The sequence below is a fragment of the Joostella atrarenae genome (assembly GCF_021764745.1).
Taxonomy (GTDB): Bacteria; Bacteroidota; Bacteroidia; order Flavobacteriales; family Flavobacteriaceae; genus Galbibacter; species Galbibacter atrarenae.
Genome location: NZ_JAETXX010000069.1, coordinates 1 through 207, shown reverse-complemented (window position 1 = coordinate 207; position 207 = coordinate 1). Strand labels below are relative to the sequence as shown.

Genomic DNA, 207 nt, shown 5'->3' with positions numbered 1-207 from the left:
ATGAAGCAGGAACAGTAAATAATGTTGATCTATCTAGTGTTATAGAGAGCGGAGAAACCTTAACAACATTCACACAAGACTTAAGTACTGGAGTAGTTACGTATACAGATGAGGCTTCGAATCCTTTTACAGCTGTTGTTACAAGTACCGATGCAGATAACTTGTTAGCAGTAGGAGCAGATGGTGGTAGCTATCTTGATGAGGCAG

At 40.1% G+C, this 207-nt stretch carries 1 pseudogene; it reads left to right on the top strand.

The window, feature by feature from the left end:
• Positions 1-207, top strand: a pseudogene (locus JM658_RS17095) (hypothetical protein); the annotation flags it as partial.